Raw genomic sequence first — 5,757 nt, 5'->3', positions numbered from 1 at the left:
AAGGAGGAACCACAGACGAAGGCTTGAAAGACACCACACCAGGATCCCACCAGCACGGCCGCCATACCCATGGAACTAACGAAAAGATCAGTAAGCGCCCGCCCACTTCATAGGGCTCCTCTGCGCTTCGGCTTCGCCGCCGCAGGCGCTCGCCGCCATCACCCGCAGCTGCCGGGCCCCGGGATACACTGCCCCGCCCCACCCCGACCGGAGGTCATCTCAGTGTTCCCCGCACGGGTATTTGCCGTTGCCCCGCTGGCTCTCGTGATACTCGCCCTGTCCGGCTGCTCTTCCTGGGTCTGCACCGACGAGACGGCGGAGCGCGGCAAGGCCGGTGCCAGGGTTCAGGTCGTGAACATATATGGGCAGCCTCTCGGCGTCACCGCCGCGGTCGTTGACTGGAGCCTTGAGCCCCACCCGCAGGTGCCCTCCGAAGGTGACAAGGTCCACTTCCGCTTCCGCTTCGACGGCGCGGATGAGTATTCCGACGCCGCAGTGGACGCCTGCGCGGTCGACAAGGAGCGCGTGACGTTGGGGTGTCAGACGGTTTCCTCGTCCCAGGCGTTCGGGCCGGCCGACGATCCCCTCACGGGCGACACCTGGCTCGCCGTCGAGCACCCTGAGCAGGTTGCCGAAGTGCTGTTCATCCCCAATGACCAGTCCTACGACGGACGCACCTGCGAAGTAGACATCAAGGACGGTGGCGGGACGCATCCTCCGGAACCACCCAGCAGGGGGGACCAGCTATAGGGGGGGCAAGGTGGTTGAGCGCGAGGCACGGGTCTGCCGGCGCCCCGGTGTTTGCGCTGTTTGGTGGTCTGGTTATGCGCCCATCGCCCCGGTACGACCTTGCTGCGGCCGCTCCGGGTTCTCAGGATCGGCCACCGCATCGGTTTCTTGATCGCTCGGGGCCAGTCCCGGCCGGACCGGGGCGGCAGCAGACGGGACCGCGCTTCCTGGATGGCCTCCTTCCAGGCGTTGGTCAGCATGCGCCTGGAGGTGCCGTGCTGGGACGGTACGCTGCGCCGGGCGATCCGGACGCAGCGGAGGTAGGAGAGCCTGTCGGCATCCAGGATCGGGCCACTCGCCGCGGCGTCGTGCGCGAACCGGCGGACGGCCTGGTGGACCGCGAGCAGGGCCCACAGCTCCTGCCGCACGGCTTCGGGGGCGCGCGATCGGAGCGGTCCGCCGGGGCCAAGATGGTTCTTGATCTCATCGAAGGTCAGCTCGATCTCCCAGCGCTGCCGGTAGAGGGCGATCAGCTCATCCGCCGGGTACTGCTCGGTGTCCAGCATGGACGTGCCCAGGTGCACGACCTTGTCGTTCTTGGTGAAGGTGATGACGCGGTAGGTCGTCTCCTTGGGTAGGTCCCGGCCTTCGCGGGCTGCCCTGAGGCGGACATCCTTGCCGGGGCGCATCTGGGACAGCCGGGAGCCGTCAGGCAGCTGTGCCTGCGTGGTGCCGAGGTGGTTGGACTGGAGCCTGGCCAGTAGATGGGCGCCGGACGTGGTGAAGGCGTGGACGAATTCGACCGACCAGAACCCGCGGTCGGCGATAACGAGGTCCCCGGGGCCTGTCGAGCTGGCCAGCGGATAGGCAAGGCGCCGTTCGCCGTCCCGGTAGCCGCCCAGACCGGCGTCGAGGATGGCGTGGGTGCCGATCTCCGCGAGCACGGCGGCTCGCACCTGCGGAAAGCCGAACGGCGTCCCGCCTGCGGAGGGGCCGTCGAAGGTGTCGCCGTTGCCCACCGAGTCCGGCACGTCGAACTGTGTGCCGTCCAGCGCCAGGAGGCGCAGACCACGCCACCACGCGCCCGGCGTCTCCGGGACCGCCAGCGGGCCAGCCACCTGCCGGAATACCGTTTCCAACACCTCTTCACCGATCCGGACTCGCGCCCGGCACAACGACGAGCGGTTGACCCGGGCCAGGGCCCGGCTGCCGGGTATGCCGCTGGTCAGTATGCGTATTACCTCCTCGTACGACTCCCGCGTGAACAGGCACAGCCCGAGCACGAAGTACACGACCAGCCGGGCCGGAAGCAGTCGGCGCCGCAGCTCACCCCGCCCGTGCTTGGCGACGGCCGCGTCCACGAGCTCGGGCGTGAACACCTTGGTCAAGATCCCTATGCGCGACCGGCACCCCGGCCCCCACCCTTCCACGAGTAGGTCAACGGACCAGCCAGTTCAAAAGCAACTGCATTGGCCCGGACGCCCTCCCGGGCCGGGCGCGGCCGGCGGCAGCGGCGGCAGCGGCGGCGGTTGGCCGGCGGCCGGTCGCGAGTGACGAGGGAGCAGAGCTAATGGCGGTCAAGCGGAAGACGAACCCGGCGGGGTCGACGAACAGCTATCGCGGTGACGTGCTGCGCGTGCTCGGGGCGCTGAAGGTCGCGACGACGGACCAGGTCCAGCGGATCGGCGCCCCGCACCTGACGTTTAGGCACGCCGGCAAGCCGACCCCGTCGAAGCGCAAGCAGGCCCGGACCGCCTCGCACACGGCCGCGCTCTCCGACATGCGCCATCACGGTCTGTCGGAGAACTGCGGCTCCGCCGGGGCGGGGGGCCGGCTGCGCAACCTGACCCCGAAGGGCCTGCAAGTCGCCTCCTACGAGCTGAACCGGCCGTTGACGGAGAATGGGCTCCACCGCGCGCGGCGCGGGCTCGTCAGGGGCCTCTCACCCGATGGCCGTCAACGAGACGGTGATCGCGATGCTGCGCCCGAAGCCGAACATGGCCAGGCTCGCCAAGGACTCGGCCGAAGTCCGGGCCGCCGCCCAGGCCGCCGTCGACTTACCGGACGGCATCGGCACCATCGCCTCGTTCTGGACCGAGGTCCCGCTCCCGGCGACCGGCACGTGGAACACACCGGGCAAGGGCGGCGCCCAGGCCGACATCGTGCTCACCGCTCCGCAGGACGGGGTGGGGCTGCTGTTCATCGAGGTCGACAACTGCCACGAGACCGCCGAGGAACTCACCGACAAGCTGGAGAAGTACGCCCGGTTCTTCCGGCGGAAGGTGAAGGACACCGACGGCCGTGAGCGGGCGATGTGGCGCACCCGCTGGAGCGTCCCGGCCGACCCGAGTGCGGAGCACCCGTACCCGCCGGTGCTGCTGGTGTTCAACCGCATCGGCGAGCGCAACCCTAACCACACCATTCCGCGCCTGATGCAGCTCACCCGGCACCTGTGGCAGGGAGAGTGGGGCGAGGACGGTTATCACCTCTACGACAACAAGATCCCCATCATCGCGGTTGGGCTGAACCAGCTCCGTGAGCACGGCCCGGTCGGGAAGGTGTTCGCCCGCTTCGGGCGCAGCGGCCCACAGACCCTGCTGGACGCGATCGGCAACCCTCGCCTTGATGCCGCCATCGCCCGCGCCCGGCAGCGGCAGCGGGCCCTGGCGCAGGAGCGGCAGGCAAAAGCGCGGCAGGCGGCCCAAGAGCAGGCAGCCGAGCGCGAAGCCCGCCGGCCCGCCTGCGCCACATGCGGGGCACGGTTCACCGACGAACGCTGGGAGGCCGCCGAGAAGACGAACTGGGGAGTCCCCCTCGACACCCACCCGCGGCTGTGCGACGGGTGCAAGCACCAGGCCGTCGCCGACGCTCAAGAGGCCGACCGCCCGGAGCCGATCCCCGACTGGGCGCAGCAGACGAAGTTCCTGCGCTTTCCCCATCGCCCACGCTGCACCGAGTGCAAGGCGGCGTTCACCAATGAGCGGTGGAAGGCGGTGAACCGCCCCGGCTGGGGCCCCGTCCCCGTGGAGGCCCGTCCGAAGCTGTGCGGGGACTGCGACCGGAAGGAGGAGGAAGGCATCGAGCGGTCCTTCGACGAGTACGGCTGGACGCCCGGGCCCCGGCACCAGGAGGAGCACCAGGAGCAGGCTCTGCCCGAGCAGAAGGCCGGCGGAACCTGGCTTTCTTGCTTCCGCAGGTGACTCCTGGGCGAGCCTCGCCGTCGGCGAAGTGCTGGACGGGAGGCTCGCCCTGTGCCTGGCAGCGATGGTTGGCACACCGATGGCGGCTGACCTGGAGTTTCGCACTGAATTCTCAGCGCTATCTGTCACCAGCTGCGCGAGCTTGTTGTCACCAAGGGCGCGATCGCGGTCGAGTTGTCACCAGTCCGGCGTCGCCCGCAAGGCGGGTGTCCTGTTGCAGTGCGTATGGTGGCAGGAGTCCTCTCGCGTGCGCCGTGGCCGGTACCCATGGGGGCGCCGCCAGGTCAGTACCAGCCCAGGACGTCAACGGTCATGCTTTTGTTCGCCAACGGCTTCTCATCGTGGTCGAGGAGGTGTTCGAAGAGGAACTTCGGCTCGGTGGTGCTGCCCGCATCCTTCAAGAACCAGCCCGATTCGTTCTTGATGACCGTCCTTTTGCCGTCGGGGGCGGTCGCCTCGTTCTTGTGCCCCGGGGATGCGGCCTGTCGTTTCTCGACTTGCCCGGACGCGGCGATGTCCCAGGCGAGCCCGTTCTCCTGGGTGAACGTGCCGGCCTCAAGGGTCGCCTCTTCTTTCAGGTCGTCAGGGTTCTTCGGGTCGGCGGAGTACACCTTGTCGTTGTCAGCTAGGAAGTACACCCGCTTTCCATCCGGGCTGAAGCGGGGTTGCGTGTAGCCGCGCTTGCCGCCCGAGTAGGTCGGCTTGCCGCCGATACTCACCGGCGTGTCACCGTAGTTCCCGTTCGGGCCCGCGCCGCTCGTGTACTCCCCGAAGAACAGGTCGCCGCCCTTCGTCGTCCACACGACGGAGTGCCAGTCCGGCGAGAAAGCCTGCCTCCTCCATACGCTCGGTACGGCGTACTGGGGCAGGAAGGCTCCCGCCTTGGTCCGGCCGGTCGTCTCGTCGAAGACCACGAGCTCGGTGAGGTTGCCGGATACCAACGCGACCAGGCCCTTCATCTCCAGGCTCTTCTGCTCCGTCTTCGTCGACGGAGCCTGACCGGATGCCGTCGGCCCTCCCTTGTCAGTCGGCGCCTGCCCGCCCCCGCCGCCCCCGCCGCACGAGACCGTACCCGCGAGGAGGGCGGCGACAACGGGAACCGCCCATGCAGGCCAACGGTGCCGCAGGCGAACCCCGTTCTTAGCGGGAACAGATGTGGTCACCAGGACTTCCGACATGCGCAGCATCCCCCTAATGGCACGGCCGACCCCTCAAGTTGACCATGGCCGGGCTGAGTTGGGGAGACTTTCCGGCTGCTCACCTCCAGCGCTGCGTGCATTTCGGCCAGCATGATGGCACCGTCGCCGGTCTGCTCCCCTTGTCGGACCGCCCTCGACCACGTGGCGGGTCAGTCGACGATCGCGTGACAAAGTGTGGTGCAGAAGTCATGGATGGCCCGCGCCGAATTCGGACGACTGGTGGTTCGGATCGGCGTACGTGGCGGTACCGGTCCCGCCGTCTCAGGCCATGAGCATCGGGCCAGACGAACGGCTGTCCGGTGACAGTTTGCGCTGCGAAGTGACAGCTATCGCTGTGAGGCACACGCCCTGAGCGGTGGCAAACAGAAGCGGCAACGGAGGTTGCCCTACAAGTTGCCTTTCAACTTGCCCTACAACTTGCCCCCAGAATTTCCGAGCACGCGAAAACCCGCACGTCAGAGCGCTAGTCAAGGGGTGGCAATCGCGCTGACTACTTCTCCTAGAGGTTGTCCCGTAACTGCTGGCCAGAGGTGAGATGATCTTGTCGTGGCTGGTGTGATCACGGCGTCGGAGCCCTCCTGGACAGGCCCGTTCACCGGGCTGAGCCCTCGGCAGTTCAACAAGCTGAT

Annotated in this window: 4 protein-coding genes and 1 pseudogene; 3 read left to right on the top strand and 2 right to left on the bottom strand. The window is 68.1% G+C overall.

Going from position 1 to position 5,757, the window contains the following annotated elements; translation table 11 throughout:
- Positions 1-222: 222 nt before the first annotated feature.
- Positions 223-750, top strand: coding sequence for a hypothetical protein (locus AB0398_RS34155; protein WP_366379563.1), 528 nt, complete (start codon positions 223-225; stop codon positions 748-750).
- On the opposite strand, the gene AB0398_RS34150 is transcribed toward AB0398_RS34155, so the two are convergent.
- Positions 663-2,117: an IS4 family transposase gene (locus tag AB0398_RS34150; RefSeq protein ID WP_366379562.1), complete on the bottom strand. Its 1,455-nt coding sequence runs from the start codon at positions 2,115-2,117 to the stop codon at positions 663-665. The two genes, AB0398_RS34155 and AB0398_RS34150, sit on opposite strands and share 88 nt — an antisense overlap.
- A 561-nt stretch (positions 2,118-2,678) precedes the next feature.
- Between AB0398_RS34150 and AB0398_RS34145 the strand changes: the two genes are divergently transcribed.
- Entirely contained in the window at positions 2,679-3,929 is a 1,251-nt protein-coding gene (locus AB0398_RS34145; protein WP_366379561.1) for a replication-relaxation family protein, read from the top strand.
- Between the two features lie 284 nt (positions 3,930-4,213).
- On the opposite strand, the gene AB0398_RS34140 is transcribed toward AB0398_RS34145, so the two are convergent.
- A complete protein-coding gene (locus tag AB0398_RS34140; RefSeq protein ID WP_366379560.1) occupies positions 4,214-4,888 on the bottom strand; it encodes a hypothetical protein in 675 nt (224 codons plus the stop codon).
- 786 nt (positions 4,889-5,674) lie between these two features.
- On the opposite strand from AB0398_RS34140, the pseudogene AB0398_RS34135 reads away from it, so the two are divergent.
- A pseudogene (locus AB0398_RS34135) lies at positions 5,675-5,757 on the top strand (IS5/IS1182 family transposase); the annotation flags it as partial.

Source organism: Streptomyces sp. NPDC086147, assembly GCF_040702165.1.
In the GTDB taxonomy this organism is placed as follows: Bacteria; Actinomycetota; Actinomycetes; order Streptomycetales; family Streptomycetaceae; genus Streptomyces.
This window is presented reverse-complemented; position numbering and strand designations above follow the sequence as displayed.

Coding starts and splice junctions, on each gene's coding strand:
- AB0398_RS34145 (WP_366379561.1), top strand. CDS start 2,679: ATGGCCGTCAACGAGACGGTGATCGCGATGCTGCGCCCGAAGCCGAAC.
- AB0398_RS34140 (WP_366379560.1), bottom strand. CDS start 4,888: ATGAAGGGCCTGGTCGCGTTGGTATCCGGCAACCTCACCGAGCTCGTG.